The organism is Actibacterium lipolyticum (genome assembly GCF_900184935.1).
GTDB lineage: Bacteria > Pseudomonadota > Alphaproteobacteria > Rhodobacterales > Rhodobacteraceae > Actibacterium_A > Actibacterium_A lipolyticum.
Window position 1 is genome coordinate 191,581 of the sequence record NZ_FXYE01000001.1, and the last position, 15,653, is coordinate 207,233.

The 15,653-nt window shown below is 56.2% G+C and carries 22 protein-coding genes; 21 read left to right on the forward strand and 1 reads right to left on the reverse strand.

Annotated features, from left to right (window positions below):
• The first annotated feature begins 11 nt into the window (after positions 1-11).
• The 6 genes from rpsN to rpmD all read left to right on the forward strand — a co-directional run bounded on the left by rpsN (position 12) and on the right by rpmD (position 2,518).
• Positions 12-317, forward strand: coding sequence for a 30S ribosomal protein S14 (gene rpsN, locus COL8621_RS00980; RefSeq protein WP_093965418.1), 306 nt, complete (start codon positions 12-14; stop codon positions 315-317).
• A gap of 12 nt (positions 318-329) precedes the next feature.
• Positions 330-728 (forward strand): 30S ribosomal protein S8, encoded by a 399-nt coding sequence (gene rpsH, locus COL8621_RS00985; protein WP_093965420.1) that lies wholly within the window; start codon positions 330-332, stop codon positions 726-728.
• A 12-nt stretch (positions 729-740) separates the two neighbouring features.
• Positions 741-1,274, forward strand: coding sequence for a 50S ribosomal protein L6 (gene rplF, locus COL8621_RS00990; RefSeq protein WP_093965423.1), 534 nt, complete (start codon positions 741-743; stop codon positions 1,272-1,274).
• 11 nt (positions 1,275-1,285) lie between these two features.
• Positions 1,286-1,645 carry a 50S ribosomal protein L18 gene (gene rplR, locus COL8621_RS00995; RefSeq protein ID WP_093965425.1) on the forward strand — a complete coding sequence of 120 codons (360 nt, stop codon included), beginning with the start codon at positions 1,286-1,288 and terminating at the stop codon, positions 1,643-1,645.
• Positions 1,646-1,756: 111 nt separating this feature from the next.
• On the forward strand, positions 1,757-2,317 hold the full coding sequence (gene rpsE / locus COL8621_RS01000; RefSeq protein ID WP_093966853.1) for a 30S ribosomal protein S5: 561 nt from the start codon (positions 1,757-1,759) through the stop codon (positions 2,315-2,317).
• 12 nt (positions 2,318-2,329) lie between these two features.
• Complete coding sequence (rpmD, locus tag COL8621_RS01005; protein ID WP_093965427.1) at positions 2,330-2,518, forward strand: 50S ribosomal protein L30; 189 nt, start codon at positions 2,330-2,332, stop codon at positions 2,516-2,518.
• A gap of 73 nt (positions 2,519-2,591) precedes the next feature.
• Here rpmD and COL8621_RS01010 read toward each other — a convergent pair whose 3' ends face one another.
• Positions 2,592-2,903, reverse strand: a complete 312-nt coding sequence (locus COL8621_RS01010; RefSeq protein WP_093965429.1) for a hypothetical protein — start codon at positions 2,901-2,903, stop codon at positions 2,592-2,594.
• 217 nt (positions 2,904-3,120) lie between these two features.
• Between COL8621_RS01010 and rplO the strand changes: the two genes are divergently transcribed.
• From rplO to COL8621_RS01085, 15 genes are all read left to right on the forward strand, one after another.
• Positions 3,121-3,594 (forward strand): 50S ribosomal protein L15, encoded by a 474-nt coding sequence (gene rplO / locus COL8621_RS01015; protein ID WP_093965432.1) that lies wholly within the window; start codon positions 3,121-3,123, stop codon positions 3,592-3,594.
• 104 nt (positions 3,595-3,698) lie between these two features.
• The gene (secY, locus tag COL8621_RS01020; protein ID WP_093965434.1) at positions 3,699-5,057 is read left to right on the forward strand and encodes a preprotein translocase subunit SecY; all 1,359 of its coding nucleotides are present in this window, start codon (positions 3,699-3,701) and stop codon (positions 5,055-5,057) included.
• Positions 5,054-5,701 carry an adenylate kinase gene (locus COL8621_RS01025; RefSeq protein WP_093965436.1) on the forward strand — a complete coding sequence of 216 codons (648 nt, stop codon included), beginning with the start codon at positions 5,054-5,056 and terminating at the stop codon, positions 5,699-5,701. The genes secY and COL8621_RS01025 overlap by 4 nt, the downstream gene beginning before the upstream one ends.
• Positions 5,702-5,897: 196 nt before the next feature.
• Positions 5,898-6,266 carry a 30S ribosomal protein S13 gene (gene rpsM / locus COL8621_RS01030; RefSeq protein WP_093965438.1) on the forward strand — a complete coding sequence of 123 codons (369 nt, stop codon included), beginning with the start codon at positions 5,898-5,900 and terminating at the stop codon, positions 6,264-6,266.
• 14 nt (positions 6,267-6,280) lie between these two features.
• Positions 6,281-6,670, forward strand: coding sequence for a 30S ribosomal protein S11 (gene rpsK / locus COL8621_RS01035; protein WP_093965441.1), 390 nt, complete (start codon positions 6,281-6,283; stop codon positions 6,668-6,670).
• Positions 6,671-6,781: 111 nt separating this feature from the next.
• Entirely contained in the window at positions 6,782-7,798 is a 1,017-nt protein-coding gene (locus tag COL8621_RS01040) for a DNA-directed RNA polymerase subunit alpha (protein WP_093965444.1), read from the forward strand.
• A 142-nt stretch (positions 7,799-7,940) separates the two neighbouring features.
• Positions 7,941-8,360 carry a 50S ribosomal protein L17 gene (gene rplQ / locus COL8621_RS01045; RefSeq protein ID WP_093965446.1) on the forward strand — a complete coding sequence of 140 codons (420 nt, stop codon included), beginning with the start codon at positions 7,941-7,943 and terminating at the stop codon, positions 8,358-8,360.
• A 340-nt stretch (positions 8,361-8,700) separates the two neighbouring features.
• The gene (locus COL8621_RS01050) at positions 8,701-9,312 is read left to right on the forward strand and encodes a helix-turn-helix transcriptional regulator (RefSeq protein WP_093965449.1); all 612 of its coding nucleotides are present in this window, start codon (positions 8,701-8,703) and stop codon (positions 9,310-9,312) included.
• Between the two features lie 60 nt (positions 9,313-9,372).
• Positions 9,373-9,960, forward strand: a complete 588-nt coding sequence (locus COL8621_RS01055) for an acyl-homoserine-lactone synthase (RefSeq protein WP_093965452.1) — start codon at positions 9,373-9,375, stop codon at positions 9,958-9,960.
• A gap of 95 nt (positions 9,961-10,055) precedes the next feature.
• Positions 10,056-11,438 (forward strand): trypsin-like peptidase domain-containing protein, encoded by a 1,383-nt coding sequence (locus tag COL8621_RS01060; protein WP_093965454.1) that lies wholly within the window; start codon positions 10,056-10,058, stop codon positions 11,436-11,438.
• Positions 11,439-11,461: 23 nt separating this feature from the next.
• Positions 11,462-12,778, forward strand: a complete 1,317-nt coding sequence (locus COL8621_RS01065; protein WP_093965456.1) for a replication-associated recombination protein A — start codon at positions 11,462-11,464, stop codon at positions 12,776-12,778.
• A gap of 31 nt (positions 12,779-12,809) precedes the next feature.
• Positions 12,810-13,187 carry a fluoride efflux transporter CrcB gene (crcB, locus tag COL8621_RS01070; protein WP_093965458.1) on the forward strand — a complete coding sequence of 126 codons (378 nt, stop codon included), beginning with the start codon at positions 12,810-12,812 and terminating at the stop codon, positions 13,185-13,187.
• Positions 13,184-14,227: an RluA family pseudouridine synthase gene (locus COL8621_RS01075; RefSeq protein ID WP_093965460.1), complete on the forward strand. Its 1,044-nt coding sequence runs from the start codon at positions 13,184-13,186 to the stop codon at positions 14,225-14,227. The genes crcB and COL8621_RS01075 overlap by 4 nt, the downstream gene beginning before the upstream one ends.
• Positions 14,224-14,889, forward strand: coding sequence for an HAD-IA family hydrolase (locus COL8621_RS01080; RefSeq protein WP_093965463.1), 666 nt, complete (start codon positions 14,224-14,226; stop codon positions 14,887-14,889). The genes COL8621_RS01075 and COL8621_RS01080 overlap by 4 nt, the downstream gene beginning before the upstream one ends.
• Positions 14,890-14,892: 3 nt before the next feature.
• Positions 14,893-15,618 (forward strand): ATP12 family chaperone protein, encoded by a 726-nt coding sequence (locus tag COL8621_RS01085; protein WP_093965466.1) that lies wholly within the window; start codon positions 14,893-14,895, stop codon positions 15,616-15,618.
• The last annotated feature ends 35 nt before the right edge of the window (positions 15,619-15,653 follow it).

The window sequence follows — 15,653 nt, forward strand, 5'->3', positions numbered from 1 at the left end:
GAGTAGAGAACATGGCTAAGAAAGCAATGGTCGAACGCGAACTGAAGCGTCAGAAGCTGGTGGAAAAATATGCCACTAAGCGTGCTGCGCTGAAAGAAATCGCGAACAACGAAGATCTGCCGATGGAAGAGCGTTTCAAGGCGCGCCTTAAACTGGCGAAACTGCCGCGCAACAGCTCTGCAACCCGTCTGCACAACCGCTGTCAGCTGACCGGTCGTCCTAAGGCTTACTACCGTAAGCTTAAGGTTTCCCGGATCAAGCTGCGGGACTTGGCCTCTAACGGTCAGATCCCCGGTATGGTTAAATCGAGCTGGTAAGGAGGATTTTGAATGTCTGTGAATGATCCTCTCGGCGATATGCTCACACGTATCCGCAACGCGCAGATGCGTGGCAAGTCCACCGTACGTACACCTGCTTCCAAGCTTCGCGCTTGGGTTCTGGATGTACTGCAGGACGAGGGCTATATCCGTGGCTACGAGAACGCGACAAGCGCGCTCGGCATGCCGGAAATCGAAATTAGCCTCAAGTATTACGAAGGTACCCCAGTGATCCGCGAACTTAAGCGCGTTTCCAAGCCGGGCCGCCGCGTATACATGAACGTTAAGGAAATCCCTTCGGTCCGTCAGGGCCTTGGTGTTTCGATCGTCTCCACGTCCAAGGGCGTGATGTCGGATGCAGCTGCACGCTCTGCCAATGTTGGCGGCGAAGTGCTCTGCACGGTCTTCTAAGGAGTTTGGCGAATGTCTCGTATTGGTAAAAAACCGGTCGAGCTGCCGTCGGGTGTTTCGGCGTCCGTCTCCGGCCAGACCATTGAAGTTAAGGGCCCTAAGGGTGCTCGTACCTTCACCGCGACTGACGATGTAACAATCGGCGTGGAAGATAACATTGTATCCATCACTCCCCGCGGGTCGTCCAAACGGGCGCGCCAGCAGTGGGGCATGTCCCGCACCATGGTTCTGAACCTGGTAACTGGCGTGACAGATGGTTTCAAAAAAGAGCTTGAGATCCAGGGCGTTGGTTATCGTGCTCAGATGCAGGGCAACACCCTGAAACTGAGCCTTGGCCTGTCGCACGATGTGAACTTCGAGGTTCCTGCTGGCGTAACCGTCACAGCCCCGAAGCAAACAGAGATTGTGGTTGAAGGCATCGATCAGCAGCTCGTCGGTCAAGTCGCGGCAAACATCCGCGAATGGCGTAAGCCAGAGCCCTATAAGGGCAAAGGCATCCGCTACAAAGACGAGTATATCTTCCGCAAGGAAGGTAAGAAGAAGTAAGGACGCGAAAAATGGCAAACAGCAAACGAGACCTGTTCTTGAAGCGCCGCCTGCGCGTTCGGAACAAACTGCAGAAAATGGCAAACGGACGTCCGCGTCTGTCTGTTCACCGCAGCAACAAAAACATCAGCGTGCAGCTGATCGACGATGTGAACGGCGTAACGCTGGCATCCGCTTCCACTTTGGAAAAGGATCTGGGTGTTATCGGCAAGAACAACGTCGAAGCAGCAGCAAAAGTGGGCGCGGCAATTGCCGAGCGCGCGAAAAAAGCTGGTGTCGAAGAGTGTTTCTTCGATCGCGGTGGTTTCCTCTTCCACGGCAAAGTGAAGGCTCTGGCCGACGCTGCGCGTGAAGGTGGTCTGAAGTTCTAAGACTTTGTGGGAGGCGGCAACGCCTCCCCGATGATCCGGGATGGGCTTTGTCCGTCACTTGGATCGGTATCAACGGCGTGAAGCAGCGCCACGATGAAAAGGAATGCCTTCATGGCAAGAGATGACAACCGGGGCCGTCGCGATCGTGACGAAACGCCGGAATTCGCTGATCGCCTAGTTGCGATCAACCGTGTGTCCAAGACCGTTAAGGGTGGTAAGCGTTTTGGCTTCGCCGCACTTGTGGTTGTGGGTGACCAAAAGGGCCGTGTCGGCTTCGGCAAAGGCAAGGCCAAAGAGGTTCCTGAGGCAATCCGCAAAGCTACGGAACAGGCTAAGCGCCAGATGATCCGTGTGCCTCTGCGCGAAGGTCGTACGCTGCACCACGACATCGACGGTCGCCACGGCGCCGGTCGTGTGGTCATGCGCACAGCTCCACAGGGTACTGGTATCATCGCCGGTGGTCCAATGCGTGCTGTGTTCGAAATGTTGGGCGTTCAAGACGTGGTGGCCAAGTCGGTCGGCTCTCAGAACCCTTACAACATGATCCGTGCTACTATTAACGGCCTTACCAAGGAAAGCTCGCCCCGTCAGGTTGCGCAGCGTCGTGGTAAGAAAGTTGCCGACATCCTGAAAAAGGATGACGCACCGGCAACTGAAAAAGCCGAAGCGTAAGGAGAGCGGACAATGGCAAAGACCATCGTAGTAAAGCAGATCGGTTCCCCGATCCGCCGCCCCGCCATCCAGCGTCAAACGCTGATCGGCCTGGGCCTTAACAAGATGCACCGCGTGCGTGAGCTGGAAGATACACCAGCGGTTCGCGGTATGATCCGTAAAGTCTCTCACATGGTAGAGATCGTCGAAGAGCGCGGCTAAGCGTTTCTGAGATTAGGAACAAGAACGCCCCGGTGGAAACACCGGGGCGTTTTCTTTTCCGCTGTCGGGTAAACTACTTCGTGTTTTGAATTCGGGTGTAAAACCCAGCCCAGCCCGCAGGTTCTGGATTTTTGACGCAATAGTTTGTTTGTTCTTCGCGAGACAGCTTTTTAAACCAATCGTGAAAGTCCAAAAAGTAGTCTTCTCCGGGCCCCATTCTCCAGCCGATGCTACGCGGAGGTATTGTGGGAAATTGGCCCCATGGCGCAACCATCGGGTCAGGATAGTTCTGACGGATTTCGTTTGAGCGCTCGATCAGTGTTTCAAGATCCTGCCGAAGGTCAGCAGGAATGTGTCCATCAATGATCTTCCAGCTCTTTTCCAAAAAAACGCTCCGTACGGTTCGTGCAACAAGCCTAATGAAAGTGTTCCTTGGTGCAACGATTACCGAGACAGTATAGCAGCCTCCACGCCTGTTGCAACGCTGTTGGATAACGTCTATACGCCCCCGGTGGCCCCCTTTGGGTCTAGAATCAAAATCAAGAAACGCCGTGTTTGCCTCGTCCGTCGCTGGGAGGTAGTTCCGGCATAGGAGAAGCGACATGAAACTGCACGAACTGCGCGATAATGATGGCGCAACAAAATCCCGTAAGCGTATCGGCCGTGGTGCCGGTTCCGGCACTGGTAAAACCGGTGGCCGTGGTATCAAAGGTCAGAAATCCCGTTCGGGTGTGGCGATCAAAGGTTACGAAGGCGGCCAAATGCCTTTGTACCAACGTCTTCCTAAGCGTGGCTTCAACAAGCCAAACCGCAAGAAGTTCGCGGTTGTGAACCTGGGCCTGATCCAGAAATTCATCACCGAAGGCAAACTGGACGCGAAATCGGACATCAACGAAGATGTACTGGTTGCAAGCGGTCTGGTTCGTCGCAAGTTGGACGGTGTTCGCGTTCTTGCGAAGGGCGATTTCAACGCAAAAGTTACACTGAACGTCACTGGCGCTTCTAAGTCCGCTATCGAAGCGGTCGAGAAGGCTGGCGGCTCTCTTTCGGTCACGACTGCAACTGCGGCTGAATAAGAGGTTGTGGGCGGCGCTTTCGCCGCTTACATCATTCTACGAGTTTTCCAAGTGCCGCTAAACCGGGAAACGGTTTGGCGGCGCTTTCATGAAAGAGACAGGGTATGGCATCTGCAGCAGAGCAAATGGCCGCAAACATGAGCTGGGGCGCCTTTGGTAAGGCGACCGAGTTGCGGCAGCGCATTTTCTTCACTCTCGGCCTTCTGATTGTATATCGGTTGGGGACATTCATTCCGGTCCCCGGTATCGATGGTCAGGCGCTGCGTGATTTCATGGAACAGGCCTCTGCCGGTATCGGTGGCATCCTGTCTATGTTCACGGGGGGCGCGTTGGGTCGAATGGGCATTTTTGCCCTTGGGATCATGCCCTACATTTCGGCCTCGATCATCGTTCAGCTTTTGACGGCGATGGTTCCACAGCTTGAAAGCCTCAAGAAAGAGGGCGAACAGGGCCGTAAGAAAATCAACCAATACACCCGCTACGGCACCGTGCTGTTGGCAACATTTCAGGCGTATGGCCTTGCCGTAAGTCTGGAATCCGGTGGTTTGGTGACGGAAGGCGGTTGGTATTTCCGCGCTGCCACAGTGGTGACGCTGGTTGGCGGTACGATGTTCCTGATGTGGCTGGGTGAGCAGATCACCGCGCGCGGCGTCGGTAACGGTATCTCTCTGATCATCTTCGTCGGTATTATCGCTGAAATTCCCGGCGCTTTGGCCCAGTTCCTAAGCCAAGGTCGCAGCGGCGCCATTTCCCCTGCTGTTATCATTGGGGTGATATTGGTGATGATCGCGCTGATTGCCTTTGTGGTGTTCATGGAACGCGCCCTGCGTAAGATCCATATTCAATACCCGCGCCGTCAGGTCGGCATGAAGGTATATGACGGCGGTGCAAGCCACCTGCCTGTCAAAGTGAACCCAGCGGGCGTTATCCCTGCGATCTTTGCGTCGTCGCTCCTGTTGATGCCGACAACGATCGCGACGTTCTCTCAGTCGCAGTCCGGCCCAGTCATGAGCACGATCCTTGCCTACTTTGGCCCGGGTCAGCCGCTTTACCTGTTGTTCTTCACTGCGATGATCGTGTTCTTCACGTATTTCTACACGTTCAACGTTGCGTTCAAAACGGATGACGTTGCCGATAACCTGAAGAACCAGAACGGCTTTGTTCCGGGTATTCGTCCCGGTAAGAAGACCGCTGAATATCTTGATTATGTCGTCATGCGTATTCTGGTTTTGGGCTCCGGTTACTTGGCGCTTGTCTGTCTCTTCCCCGAGATCCTCCGCGCCCAATTGTCCATCCCCTTCTACTTTGGTGGCACTTCGGTCCTGATTGTGGTTTCCGTTACTATGGATACGATCAATCAGGTTCAGTCTCATTTGCTGGCACACCAGTATGAAGGACTGATCGAAAAATCTCAGCTACGGGGCAAACGCCGTGGCAGCAAAAAAGGGACAGCTCGTCGATGAACATTATCCTTCTAGGCCCCCCGGGCGCAGGTAAAGGCACGCAAGCACGGAAACTGGTTGATGAGCGTGGTATGATCCAGCTCTCAACAGGCGACATGCTTCGCGAGGCTCGTAGCTCGGGCACAGAAATGGGCAAGAAGGTTGCCGCGATCATGGACGCTGGTGAGTTGGTCACCGATGAGATCGTTATCGGCCTGATCGAGGAAAAGCTGAACGGCGAACAGGGCGGCGGTTTCATCTTTGATGGTTTCCCCCGGACACTGGGTCAGGCAGACGCGCTTGGCGCGCTGCTTTCCAAGGTTGGTCAGACGCTTGATTCCGTCATCGAAATGCGTGTCGATGACGAAGCGCTGGTGGCCCGTATCACGGGCCGCTTCACATGTGGCAATTGTGGAGAGGTTTTCCACGATGCGACGAAGCCGACCAAGGAAGACGGAAAGTGTGATGTTTGTGGTTCCACAGACCTGAAGCGCCGCGCGGACGACAACGAAGAAAGCCTGCGTACGCGTCTGATGGAATACTACAAAAAGACCTCGCCGCTGATTGGTTATTACTATGCCAAGGGTGATCTTTCGACGGTTGATGGCTTGGCCGAGATTGACGCGGTTGAAGCGTCGATCAAGGCGGTCCTTGACAAAGGGTAAATCCAACTATTGACCTTATTCGAGAAACGCCCTACGCACGGCATCTCGTATGAGAATCAACTTGTTTTCTTTTGGGGCGGCCGCCCCGGGCGATAACAAGGCATTAGATTGATGGCTCGGAGGCGGAAAGCTTTCGGGCCTCAGTTGTGAAAAAAGGTTCTGGGGCTACGGAACCGCAACGAAAGGAAAGTCCGTCTTGGCACGTATTGCTGGCGTAAACCTCCCGACGGGGAAACGCCTCCCCATCGCACTCACTTACATCCACGGGATTGGCCCGGCTGCTGCTGCTTCTATCTGTGAAGCTGTTGGCGTTGAGTCCACTCGCCGTGTAAACGAACTGTCCGACGCCGAAGTTCTGGCTGTTCGTGAACACATCGACGCAAACTTCACCGTTGAAGGTGACCTGCGTCGTGAAGTTCAAATGAACATCAAGCGTCTTATGGACCTGGGTTGCTACCGCGGCCTGCGTCACCGTCGCAACCTTCCTGTACGCGGTCAGCGTACGCACACCAACGCTCGCACGCGCAAAGGCCCTGCAAAGGCCATTGCTGGCAAGAAGAAGTAAGGGAGGCTTGATCGATGGCACGTGAAAAGACGCGCATGAAGAGAAAAGAGCGTAAGAACATCGCAGCAGGCGTTGCGCATGTGAACAGCTCGTTCAACAACACAAAGATCCTGATCTCTGACGTACAGGGCAACGCCATTTCTTGGTCGTCTGCTGGTACGATGGGTTTCAAAGGCTCTCGTAAGTCGACCCCCTATGCTGCTCAGATGGCTGCTGAAGACGCAGGCAAGAAAGCACAGGAACACGGCGTGAAAACGCTTGAGGTCGAAGTGCAGGGTCCGGGTTCCGGCCGTGAAAGCGCACTGCGTGCTTTGGCTGCTGTTGGTTTTAACATCACATCTATCCGTGACGTTACGCCGATCGCACACAACGGCTGCCGCCCGCCGAAGCGTCGTCGGGTCTAATAATACTATGTTGCTCGGGTCGTGCATTCGCACGGCCCGAGTTCGTCATTTTTTACCTCGGGCGTTTGTTGCTTAGGACATGGGCCGCAAACAAGGATTGAGGAGACACGCATGATCCATAAAAACTGGCAAGAATTGATCAAGCCAACTCAGTTGGAAGTGAAGCCGGGCAACGACCCAGCGCGCCAAGCCACTGTAGTTGCTGAACCGCTTGAGCGTGGCTTCGGCCTGACGCTTGGCAACGCGCTGCGTCGCGTTCTGATGTCGTCGCTTCAGGGCGCCGCAATCACCAGCGTTCAGATTGATAACGTTCTGCACGAGTTTTCCTCTATTGCCGGTGTGCGTGAAGACGTGACCGACGTCGTTCTGAACCTGAAGGGCGTTGCAATCCGCATGGAAGTCGAAGGGCCAAAGCGCGTTTCGATTGCTGCAAAAGGTCCAGCTGTTGTGACCGCCGGTCACATCTCGGAAAGCGCGGGCATCGAGGTTCTGAACAAGGACCACGTGATCTGTCACCTTGACGATGGCGCTGACCTGTTCGTCGAGCTGACCGTGAACACCGGTAAAGGCTACGTTGCTGCCGACAAAAACCGCCCCGAAGATGCGCCAATCGGTCTTATCCCGATCGATGCAATCTATTCGCCGGTTAAAAAGGTTGCTTACGACGTTCAGCCGACCCGTGAAGGTCAGGTTCTGGACTATGACAAGCTGACGCTGAAAATCGAAACAGACGGTTCGATCACGCCAGACGACGCTGTGGCCTATGCTGCGCGTATTCTGCAGGATCAGCTTTCGATCTTCGTCAACTTCGATGAGCCAGAACAAGCTGGCCGTCAGGACGAAGACGATGGTCTGGAATTCAACCCGCTTCTGCTGAAGAAGGTTGATGAACTGGAACTGTCCGTTCGTTCGGCAAACTGCCTGAAGAACGACAACATCGTTTACATCGGCGATCTGATCCAGAAAACCGAAGCAGAGATGCTGCGCACGCCGAACTTCGGCCGCAAGTCGCTGAACGAGATCAAAGAAGTGCTTTCCGGCATGGGCCTGCACCTTGGCATGGACGTCGAGGAATGGCCGCCAGAGAACATCGAAGACCTGGCCAAGAAGTTCGAAGACCAGTTCTAAGATCTAAAGAATTCGGGGGCGGCCACGGCGGCCCCCGTAAAATGCCCGCAATGGCGGGGAAAATAAGGGCTTAAGCCCCAAGGAGAGTGGCGCCAGGACCAGGTGCTGCCAGACAAAGCAAAACGCGAATAGGAGAAATGACATGCGTCACGCTAAAGGATACCGCCGCCTCAACCGCACGCACGAGCACCGTAAGGCGCTGTTTGCGAACATGGCAGGCTCGCTTATCGAACATGAGCAAATCAAAACCACGCTTCCAAAAGCCAAAGAACTTCGTCGTATCATTGAGAAGCTTGTTACGCTTGGTAAGAAGGGTGATCTTCACTCTCGCCGTCTGGCCCGCTCGCGCCTGAAACAGGACGCATATGTTGCGAAACTGTTCGAAGTGCTTGGCCCACGCTACAAAGACCGCAACGGTGGTTACGTTCGCGTGCTGAAGGCTGGCTTCCGTTACGGTGACATGGCGCCAATGGCGATCATCGAATTCGTCGACCGTGACGTTGATGCGAAAGGCGCTGCTGACCGTGCACGCGTTGCGGCGGAAGAAGCTGCAGAAGAATAAGTTTCGGGCTTAGGCCCAAACAAAAAAGCCCCGCCAAATTTGGCGGGGCTTTTTCTTTTGAAAAGGTACTAATCAATTAACGAGCGAATGGTCCTGCCACCCGTTCGAATGGTCCAGCCGTTGTGACAACTCTTCAATCATCTGGCGAAGCTGCTCGTCGACCACAGGGGTGGCTCCGAGAAACTCCAGCAGATCGGCACGAACGCCGGCTGGGAAACGCATCACTTGCGTAAATAGATTTGGGTGTATCGCTTTCACGAGCTATCCAGTCTTTAAAACACTACAGGTCACACCCTCAATTTAAGGTTGACTGGATTCTTCGCAACTTGTCTAAAAAGACATGGCTATAAAGTTAGAATTAGATACCGCATTACGAGATTTGGGCACAATTTCGCCCGAGGGATACTATATAGGCGTACATATTCGTGTTGCCGCACCGTTGATGACCTTCAACACGTATCCCCAACCTTGGATCGATCATTATACGCAGCAGGCGTTCGCCTTGCGCGATCCTACGACGGCTTGGGGGTTTTCGTGCATCGGTGCGACACGGTGGAGTGCGATGGATATACCGGACCCGTTCGGGATCCTGACGCAAGCTGCCGATTTTGGTTTGAAGTATGGGGTTACAATTTCTGCCGGCGAGATTACATCGCGAACAATCGGCTCGGTTGCGCGCTCGGAGAGTGAATTCACCGATGATGAGATTGCGCGGATTGAAGCCATTGTTAACCGGCTTCACGTTATTACGGAGCCGCCCGAAGACCTGACTAAAGCCCAGACTCAAGCCCTGCAGCTTATCGCGGCAGGAGACCGTCACGCTGCTGCCGCTGCCAAACTCGGAATCTCCGAAAGTGCGCTGAAAGCCAGGCTGACATCCGCGCGCAGGCGATTAATGGCGCGAACGACAGCCGAAGCTATTCAGCGCGCGAAAGACTACAGGCTGCTTTAAGCGTTCAGTCTCCTTCCATGCAGGGTTGCCAAGTTCCTCAACCCAACTGGAGACTATACCATGCAGACAACCACACTTTCGTTCGCCAACATGCACAACCATGGCGAGCTTTTTGCGAACCTTCTTCGCGCTCGCAAAGAGAGTTTCATAACCCAAAAGAAATGGGATTTGCCCGAAGCTTTGGGCATGGAATACGATCAATATGACACCCCAGCGAGCCGTTGGATTGCGGTGCACGACTTTACCGATGTTTTGGCGGGTATTCGGCTGACGCCGACGACCGCCACATGTGGCATCTATTCTTACATGATCCGCGACGCGCAGCGCGGTCTGTTAGGGACGATCCCCCGTGACCTGTTGGAAGCCGAAGCACCCGTCGATGACAATGTTTGGGAGTGTTCACGTGTGTTTGTCTCGAACAAGACCCCGCTGGCAAATCGCCTGAAAATCCATTCCGCTATGATCATGGCCATGACCAAATCGGCACGAGAGTTGGGCGCATCGAAGATTATTGCTTTGACGGCGGCAAGCTGGCCGATGTGGACCAAACGCTGCGGATTGGAAACCGACGCCATTGGCCGGAAGGTTTTCATCGACGATGGCGACTATCAGTGCGTGTCGATTAACCTAAGCGACAACCTGCATTGATTTCGGCGGGAGGAGCGAAAGAAAGCATCGGCGGGATTGGTTGAACTTGTGGTGGGAGGAACGCATATCGTTCTAATCGACCATTGGAGCGATTGATGACCCGGTTTTTACCAATCCTAGCCATTTTGCTTTTCGCCGTGTCGGCACAGGCTGAAACGACTGTGCCCGGCAGCAAGGCGGAAATTTCGTTAAGTTTTGCACCGGTTGTCCGGCAGGCCGCACCAGCGGTTGTTAATATTTATGCTAAAAGGGTGGTGGCCACGCGGGTCAGCCCCTTTGCTGATGATCCCTTTTTCCGCGAACTTTTCCGTGGGCAGGGGCGTACCGTGCCGCGCGTTCAGAATTCGCTGGGGTCCGGTGTTATCTTGTCGTCCGACGGAATTGTCGTGTCGAATTATCATGTTGTCGGGCAGGCGACCGAAATTCGGGTGGTTCTGAACGACAGGCGCGAATTTGATGCAACGGTTCTGTTGGGCGACGAAGAGGCCGATCTGGCGATCCTTCAACTTAACGATGCGCGCGACCTTCCTACGTTGGAGCTGCGTGATTCCGATGACGTCGAAGTCGGCGATCTGGTGCTGGCCATCGGCAACCCGTTCGGCATCGGGCAAACGGTTTCATCGGGCATAGTATCCGGTCTTGCCCGTTCGGGAGTGTCGGTCGGCAGTGGCCGTGGCTATTTCATTCAAACAGATGCGGCGATTAACCCGGGCAATTCTGGTGGCGCGTTGGTCGATGGGCGGGGGCGTTTGGTGGGTATTAATACCGCGATCCTGACACGCTCGGGCGGGTCAAACGGTATTGGCTTTGCGATCCCGGCCAACCTTGTGCAGCGCTTCGTCGAACAGGCCGCCGCGGGTTCATCACAGTTTGCGCGGCCATGGGCCGGCATCGGCGGGCAAGCAGTTGACGCGGCTTTGGCCGAAGGGCTTGGCATGGGTTTACCCGTCGGCGTTGTTGTAAGCGAGCTGCATGCAGAAAGCCCGTTTCGGGAAGCCGGGTTAAAGGTTGGGGATGTGATCCTGACTTTGGACGGTACGCCGGTAAACACGCCTCAGGAAATGATTTTTCGGATGGCGTCACGTGGGATCGGCGACACATTATCAATGACTTACCTTCGGCGCGGCGTCGAAGTAGAGGGGCAAGTGGCGCTTGTCTTGCCGCCGGAAACACCTGCGCGTGCACAGGTTGTTATCTCTGAGCGAAGCGTGCTGAGTGGGATGACGGTTTTGAACATAAACCCGGCTGTAGCGTCAGAGTTCGGGTTGGGCGTGACAAGCCAAGGGGTCATCGTAAGTGACCCCGGCACAGTTGGCGCGCGCGTTGGGTTGCGCGCGGGTGACATTCTGCTGCGCGTCAACAAGACCACGATCAAAGATACGGACGATGTTGCCACTGCGGCCGAGAATGCCGGGCGGTCGTGGCTGATTGAATACATCCGTGGTGGCCAGCGCGGCGTGTTGCGCTTTCGTGTTTGATGTGGATGCAATAGGCTTTGCCCATGTCAGACCTGTTTGATCAATCGCCAGCCACTGGCCCCGCGCGTGATGCGCCCCGTCCGCTGGCCGATAGGCTGCGCCCCAAAGCGCTGGACGAGGTGATCGGCCAGCAGCATGTGCTTGGCCCAGAGGGGCCGCTTGGCGTAATGCTTGCATCGGGCAGTTTGTCGTCGTTGGTCTTTTGGGGGCCGCCGGGCGTCGGCAAAACCACCATTGCACGGCTGCTTGCGGACGAGACGGATTTGGCCTTTGTTCAGATCAGTGCCATTTTCACCGGCGTGCCCGAACTGCGCAAAGTGTTTGAGGCTGCGAAGATCCGGCGATCAAACGGGCAGGGCACCTTGTTGTTTGTGGACGAGATTCACCGTTTCAACAAAGCCCAACAGGATGGGTTCCTGCCGCATATGGAGGATGGGACGATCCTTTTGGTCGGCGCGACGACCGAAAACCCCAGCTTTGAGTTGAACGCCGCGTTGCTGTCGCGGTCACAAGTGCTGGTTCTGCAACGGCTTGACCTTGTGCATCTGGAACTGCTTGTACAACGCGCCGAAAAAGAACTGGGTCGTGCGCTGCCCCTAACGGGTCATGCCCGCGAAACCCTGCTTGAGATGGCCGATGGCGATGGCCGCGCTTTGCTGAATTTGGTGGAACAGGTCGCCGCGTGGAAGGTGGACAAGCCGCTTGATCCTGATGCGCTTTCGACCCGCCTGATGAAGCGCGCCGCGAAATACGACAAGTCGGGGGACGAGCATTACAACCTTATTTCCGCGCTGCATAAATCTGTGCGTGGGTCCGACCCGGACGCCGCGCTTTATTGGTACGCTCGGATGTTGGAGGGGGGCGAAGACCCGCGTTTTCTGGCCCGGCGCCTGACCCGTATGGCAGTCGAAGACATTGCACTGGCCGACCCGCAGGCGCAGACCATCTGCCTGCACGCATGGGAAACCTATGAACGGCTGGGCAGCCCCGAGGGGGAGTTGGCCTTGGCGCAGGCGGTGATTTACCTAGCGCTGGCACCGAAATCCAACGCGGGCTATGCGGCGTATAAGGCCGCGCGGGCTGCGGCAAAGAAAACCGGATCCGAACCACCGCCCAAGCACATCCTGAACGCCCCGACCAAGCTGATGGCCGAACAGGGCTATGGCGAAGGTTATGCCTATGATCATAATGCCGAAGACGGCTTTTCAGGTCAGAACTATTTCCCCGAAACCATGAAGCACGGTGTTTATTACACACCGGTCGAGCGCGGATACGAGCGAGAGCTGAAACGCCGCGTCGATTACTTCGCCAAGCTGCGCGCAAAGCGGCAGGGCGGTTGACAACCACGCCTGACCGGATGACAGAGGCCCCATGACCTGGACATTAGCACAAGTAGCACTTGGCGGCGCGTTTGGCGCGTGTTGCCGTTATCTGACTGGCGTTGCAACTTTGCGCGCTTTTGGCAGCGGTTTTCCGTTGGGAACGCTGGCGGTGAATGTCGTCGGCTCTTTCCTGATGGGCGTTATCGTTGTGGTGCTGGCCGAAAAAGGGGGCACGCGATATGCGCCGCTTTTGATGACTGGCATGTTGGGCGGGTTCACCACGTTTTCAGCGTTTTCGCTGGATGCGATGACGTTGTTTGAACGCGGGCAGCATTGGTTGGCGGCGGGCTATGTAGCGGCGTCGTTGATATTGTCGCTTGTGGCAATTGTAATTGGCCTGACGGCCGCGCGGGGGTATTTCGCATGAGTGGCGTTCAGATGTTGGAAGTAACGGCCGACGAGGGCGATCAGCGGCTTGACCGTTGGTTCCGCCGCCGGTTCCCGCATATCGCGCAGGGCCGCATCGAAAAGATGTGCCGCAAAGGTGAAATCCGCGTGGATGGTGGCCGCGCCAAACCTGCGACGCGGGTTGAGCAGGGCCAGCAAGTTCGGGTTCCGCCCCTTCCAGAACCGGGAGAGGTGTCCTCGCAACCCAAGCCAACGGTCTCGGACGCGGATACAAAGCTGATCCAGTCCTGCGTGCTGTATCGTGATGATCATATCATCGCGCTGAACAAACCGCCTGGGCTGCCGACGCAGGGCGGGACGAAACAGTTCCGTCATATTGATGGCATGGCTGACGCGCTGCGCTTTGGGTATGACGAAAAGCCACGCTTGGTTCACCGGCTTGATAAAGACACATCTGGTGTTTTGCTGTTAGCCCGTACCCGCGCGGTTGCCGCGTCGCTGACCAGTGCGTTTCGCGCCCGTGATACCCGCAAGATTTACTGGGCCGCTGTCGCTGGGCAGCCGTTTCCGCAGATGGGTACGATCCGCTACGGTTTGATCAAAGCCCCGGGTCACGGCGCCAAGGGCGAAGCGGAAAAGATGCTATGCATCCATCCCAACGAGGTTGATAAAACCCCCGACGCGAAGCGCGCCACAACGGATTATGCGGTGCTGTCGTCGCTTGGTAAGCGCGTGTCGTGGGTTGCGCTGGTGCCGATCACCGGGCGCACCCATCAGCTTCGCGCGCACATGGCCGAGCTTGGTCACCCGATCATTGGCGACGGTAAATACGGCGGTTCTGGTCAGGAAAACCTTGGCGATGGCTGGGGCGCACAGCTGGGCGGAGAGATCAGCCGCAAGCTGCATTTGCATGCGCGCTCCATCTCTCTTCCGCATCCGGTGACGGGGGCTACGTTGAATATTACTGCGCCACTGCCCGAACATATGCAGAAGACGTGGAAGACGTTTGATTGGCATGCCTCAGACGTACCTGCCGACCCGTTTGAGGACCTTGCATGAGCGCACTCAGGCTTGTGATCTTTGATGTCGACGGCACGTTGGTCGACAGTCAGGGGCACATCAAGGCAGCGATGGAAACGGCCTTTCAGGCGGAAAACCTGACCCCACCGGCGCCAGAAGCAGTTCTGGGGATTGTTGGCCTGTCCCTGAATGTCGCGATTGCGCAGCTTGCGCCAGAGTTGGATGAAAAAGCCGTTGGGCGGATCGTCGAGGCCTATAAGGGATCGTTTTCCACCATGCGCGCGGCGGATATGCCTTCGCCATTGTACCCCGGCGCGCTGGACGTGCTGGAAGGGCTTGCGCAGAACGATGATGTTCTGATGGGCGTGGCGACGGGCAAATCGCGCCGCGGACTGGATCATATCTTGGACGCGCACGGCCTGAAACGGTTTTTCGTGACGGAACAAGTGGCGGATCATCATCCCTCAAAGCCGCACCCGTCGATGGTGCAGGCGGCGTTGGCCGAAACGGGCGTGTCTGCCCGTGATGCCGTGATGATTGGCGACACCAGCTTTGACATGGACATGGGGCGCGCTGCTGGCGTGGGCACAGTCGGTGTTGGTTGGGGATACCACGGGGTTGAACGCCTGACGGCTGCGGACCATGTGATCGATGAATTCCAAGCGTTGCCCGGCACGCTTGAGCGGATATGGAGTGTTTGAGCCATGAGCGGATGGAAAAACAAGCGGTTCTGGAAAGAGGCCACCTGTGCTGAAGTCGAAGGCGGTTTCGCCGTGCATCTTGATGGCCGTGTCGTAAAAACGCCGGCCAAATCTGCGCTGACGGTGCCAACGCTGCCGATGGCGCAGGAAATCGCCGCAGAATGGGATGCGCAAGGCGAAGAGGTTGATCCGCTTTCTATGCCGGTGACCCGTTCGGCGAATGCCGCGATTGACAAGGTCACCCCGCAGCACAGCGAAGTCGCCGAGATGATCGCGGCCTATGGCGGCACTGATCTTTTGTGCTATCGCGCCGAAAGCCCGGTCGAACTTATTGCCCGTCAAGCGCAGGCGTGGGACCCGTTGCTAAAGCGCGCCGAACGCGAATTCGCCGCGCCGCTAAGCGTTACGGCAGGTGTGATGCATTGCGCGCAACCAGAAGACAGCCTGCGCGCCTTGTCCAAGCGAGTGTCCGATATGACTCCGTTTGAACTGACCGCGCTGCATGATCTGGTTGCCCTTTCGGGGTCTTTGATCATCGGCTTGGCCACCATGGAAGGCTGGGAAAAGCCCGAAGAGCTTTGGCGTATCTCGCGGCTGGATGAAACCTGGCAGGAAGAGCAATGGGGCCCTGATGACGAGGCGACCGAGCTTGCAGAAACCAAGCGCGAAAGCTTTTTTCACGCGTTTCGGTTTTACAATCTGGCGCGAACCCCGGCATCGTCGAACTGACGTCGCGATAACGGATCACGAAACGATGATCTGTC

What these genes read in the sequence shown, in the direction of transcription:
- rpsN (WP_093965418.1), top strand. Translation starts at nt 12, where the DNA reads ATGGCTAAGAAAGCAATGGTCGAACGCGAACTGAAGCGTCAGAAGCTG.
- rpsH (WP_093965420.1), top strand. Translation starts at nt 330, where the DNA reads ATGTCTGTGAATGATCCTCTCGGCGATATGCTCACACGTATCCGCAAC.
- rplF (WP_093965423.1), top strand. Translation starts at nt 741, where the DNA reads ATGTCTCGTATTGGTAAAAAACCGGTCGAGCTGCCGTCGGGTGTTTCG.
- rplR (WP_093965425.1), top strand. Translation starts at nt 1,286, where the DNA reads ATGGCAAACAGCAAACGAGACCTGTTCTTGAAGCGCCGCCTGCGCGTT.
- rpsE (WP_093966853.1), top strand. Translation starts at nt 1,757, where the DNA reads ATGGCAAGAGATGACAACCGGGGCCGTCGCGATCGTGACGAAACGCCG.
- rpmD (WP_093965427.1), top strand. Translation starts at nt 2,330, where the DNA reads ATGGCAAAGACCATCGTAGTAAAGCAGATCGGTTCCCCGATCCGCCGC.
- rplO (WP_093965432.1), top strand. Translation starts at nt 3,121, where the DNA reads ATGAAACTGCACGAACTGCGCGATAATGATGGCGCAACAAAATCCCGT.
- secY (WP_093965434.1), top strand. Translation starts at nt 3,699, where the DNA reads ATGGCATCTGCAGCAGAGCAAATGGCCGCAAACATGAGCTGGGGCGCC.
- COL8621_RS01025 (WP_093965436.1), top strand. Translation starts at nt 5,054, where the DNA reads ATGAACATTATCCTTCTAGGCCCCCCGGGCGCAGGTAAAGGCACGCAA.
- rpsK (WP_093965441.1), top strand. Translation starts at nt 6,281, where the DNA reads ATGGCACGTGAAAAGACGCGCATGAAGAGAAAAGAGCGTAAGAACATC.
- COL8621_RS01040 (WP_093965444.1), top strand. Translation starts at nt 6,782, where the DNA reads ATGATCCATAAAAACTGGCAAGAATTGATCAAGCCAACTCAGTTGGAA.
- rplQ (WP_093965446.1), top strand. Translation starts at nt 7,941, where the DNA reads ATGCGTCACGCTAAAGGATACCGCCGCCTCAACCGCACGCACGAGCAC.
- COL8621_RS01050 (WP_093965449.1), top strand. Translation starts at nt 8,701, where the DNA reads ATGGCTATAAAGTTAGAATTAGATACCGCATTACGAGATTTGGGCACA.
- COL8621_RS01055 (WP_093965452.1), top strand. Translation starts at nt 9,373, where the DNA reads ATGCAGACAACCACACTTTCGTTCGCCAACATGCACAACCATGGCGAG.
- COL8621_RS01060 (WP_093965454.1), top strand. Translation starts at nt 10,056, where the DNA reads ATGACCCGGTTTTTACCAATCCTAGCCATTTTGCTTTTCGCCGTGTCG.
- COL8621_RS01065 (WP_093965456.1), top strand. Translation starts at nt 11,462, where the DNA reads ATGTCAGACCTGTTTGATCAATCGCCAGCCACTGGCCCCGCGCGTGAT.
- crcB (WP_093965458.1), top strand. Translation starts at nt 12,810, where the DNA reads ATGACCTGGACATTAGCACAAGTAGCACTTGGCGGCGCGTTTGGCGCG.
- COL8621_RS01075 (WP_093965460.1), top strand. Translation starts at nt 13,184, where the DNA reads ATGAGTGGCGTTCAGATGTTGGAAGTAACGGCCGACGAGGGCGATCAG.
- COL8621_RS01080 (WP_093965463.1), top strand. Translation starts at nt 14,224, where the DNA reads ATGAGCGCACTCAGGCTTGTGATCTTTGATGTCGACGGCACGTTGGTC.
- COL8621_RS01085 (WP_093965466.1), top strand. Translation starts at nt 14,893, where the DNA reads ATGAGCGGATGGAAAAACAAGCGGTTCTGGAAAGAGGCCACCTGTGCT.